The following is a 1,493-nucleotide window of genomic DNA, read 5'->3' as shown; positions in this document are numbered from 1 at the left end:
GCCGCGCGGCTCCACGATCGTCCTGCGGCCGTCCGGCGGCCCCGCCCCGCCCCCACCGGGCACGGCGCCGCCGGCGCCACCGGCGGCCCCGGCCGCCCCGCCGCCCTGACCCCTGGACCAGGGCGGCCGGGATCAGAGCCGGCGGGCGACGTTCTGCAGGAAGGCGTGCACCTCCGGGCGCAGGTCGTCCCCCCACACCGCGACGACGGCCGTGCCCGCGCCGACGAGCACGAGCAGACCGACCCACCGCCAGGCGCGGCGCTCACCGGCCACGGTCAGTACGCCAGCCGCAGCCAGGGCGAGCCGTCGACCTTGAGCAGGTCGTCCACCGCGCCGTCGAACTTCGACAGGTCCCCGTCCACAGGGTTGCGGCTGGTGCCGGCGGTCCAGAACGCGCGCCCCACGACGAACGCCCGCCCGAACTCCTCCCAGCCCCGGTACGCCGGGCGGGCGAGCCCGACGGCCTCGCCCATGGCGTCCCACGCGCGGTCCGGCGTGACCAGGCCCGCGTCCAGCAGCAGCCGGCTCAGGTGCACGACCCGGGCGGCGTCCCACGCGACGATGCTGCTGGGCAGCGGGTCCGGCAGCGCGGCGTGCCCGCCCGCCACCGCGGCGCCGGTCCAGCCGACGTACCACTTCTGGGCGCGCTCGGGGTCGAGCCCGCGCTCGGCGGCCTCCTGCGCGACGCGGGCCTGGTGCTCCTTCTGCAGCCCGCGGCCGCCGCGGGTGGCGAACACCTCCTCGACGCGCGGGGCGACCAGCGCGTAGTAGCCGCGGTGGCCCTGGTGCAGCAGGTACGCGTACGCGCCGTCCACGTCGTCCGGGCCGTGCACGTCCCACGCGCCGGACAGCAGCTTCTGGGCGGTGCCGGGGTCGGCCTCCATCGTCGGGGCGTTCATCGGCAGGTGCCCCTCGGCCGCGTACACGGCGCCGAGGGCGAGCGCCCGGTCCTGCTCGGGGGTGAGCGCGGGTGCGCCGTCGAGCGTGGCGAACTCGGTGGCGAAGATCGCCTTGATCTTGTCGAACAGGCCCATGGGGTGCGGCTCCTCGGTAGCGGGGCGCGCCGGACGACCACGGCGCGGGTCCCTAGGGGAACCCGGGGTGCCGCCGACGCGCAGCAGCCCCGAACGAACCCGAACACGGGCGGTGGTTAGCCTGGGCCGGTGCCCGACGCCTCCCCGCCCCCCGCCCCGGGCGGCTGGGACGACCTCACGGGCCGGCTGCGCGACCTGCGCGCCGCCGGTGGGTCGCCGTCGTACGCGGACCTCGTCCGGCGGGTCGACGCCGTGCGGGCCGCCCGCGGGGTGCCTCCGCACGAGCGCCGCCCCGGCCGGGTCACCGTGTACGACGCGTTCCGGGACGGGCGGACCCGCCTGGACGTCGAGCTGCTCGCCGACCTGGTGCGCGCGCTCGGCGGCACGGACGCCGACGCGGCCGCCTGGCGCGGGGCGCACGCCGCCGTCGCCGCCTCCCTGACCCGGACGTCGGCGGGC

The 1,493-nt window shown here is 78.6% G+C and carries 3 protein-coding genes; 1 reads left to right on the top strand and 2 read right to left on the bottom strand.

Features of this window, described 5'->3' with window-relative positions:
• Positions 1-132 precede the first annotated feature (132 nt).
• Both EBM89_RS21695 and EBM89_RS20650 read right to left on the bottom strand, forming a co-directional pair.
• Complete coding sequence (locus EBM89_RS21695; RefSeq protein ID WP_158609750.1) at positions 133-273, bottom strand: hypothetical protein; 141 nt, start codon at positions 271-273, stop codon at positions 133-135.
• Between the two features lie 2 nt (positions 274-275).
• Entirely contained in the window at positions 276-1,034 is a 759-nt protein-coding gene (locus EBM89_RS20650; protein WP_122151417.1) for a DUF1266 domain-containing protein, read from the bottom strand.
• 129 nt (positions 1,035-1,163) lie between these two features.
• On the opposite strand from EBM89_RS20650, the gene EBM89_RS20645 reads away from it, so the two are divergent.
• A partial coding sequence (locus EBM89_RS20645) for a hypothetical protein (protein WP_199732229.1) occupies positions 1,164-1,493 on the top strand: 330 nt, incomplete at its 3' end.

Origin of the sequence: Cellulomonas triticagri (assembly GCF_003696205.1) — a bacterium.
Classification (GTDB): Bacteria; Actinomycetota; Actinomycetes; order Actinomycetales; family Cellulomonadaceae; genus Cellulomonas; species Cellulomonas triticagri.
Note: the sequence above shows the minus strand (reverse complement) of the source record. Positions and strands in the feature narration are given on the sequence as shown.

What these genes read in the sequence shown, in the direction of transcription:
- EBM89_RS20650 (WP_122151417.1), bottom strand. Translation starts at nt 1,034, where the DNA reads ATGGGCCTGTTCGACAAGATCAAGGCGATCTTCGCCACCGAGTTCGCC.